1 protein-coding gene is annotated in these 259 nt (G+C 37.5%); it reads right to left on the reverse strand.

What is annotated here, in order from left to right:
- On the reverse strand, positions 1-259 hold a 259-nt coding region (locus tag KVT37_RS32375; protein WP_217579048.1), incomplete at both ends, for a hypothetical protein.

A 259-nucleotide genomic window follows, 5' to 3' on the forward strand; every position in this document is an offset into this window, starting at 1 on the left:
TCTGTATTCACCATCTACCGTAAGCTTTCGTGGTCTCCCGTTTTTATCCACATTGAGTTTCTTACTTTTCCCTCGACCACCTGAATTCGCATAATCAGGTAGCATCGAATTTTTGTTCATTCCCCGCTGCCAGTATCTACTTAAAAGCTTTTTTACTTTTGTTTTACCTAACCCACTATCAGCCACAATTTGTACGATTTTAGCTTCACGTCCTTTTTTTAGTAGAAGTGAAGACATATTCGGAATAATAAACTTTTCT

It is taken from the genome of Mesorhizobium sp. GbtcB19, from assembly GCF_019091085.1.
Classification (GTDB): domain Bacteria; phylum Pseudomonadota; class Alphaproteobacteria; order Rhizobiales; family Rhizobiaceae; genus Mesorhizobium.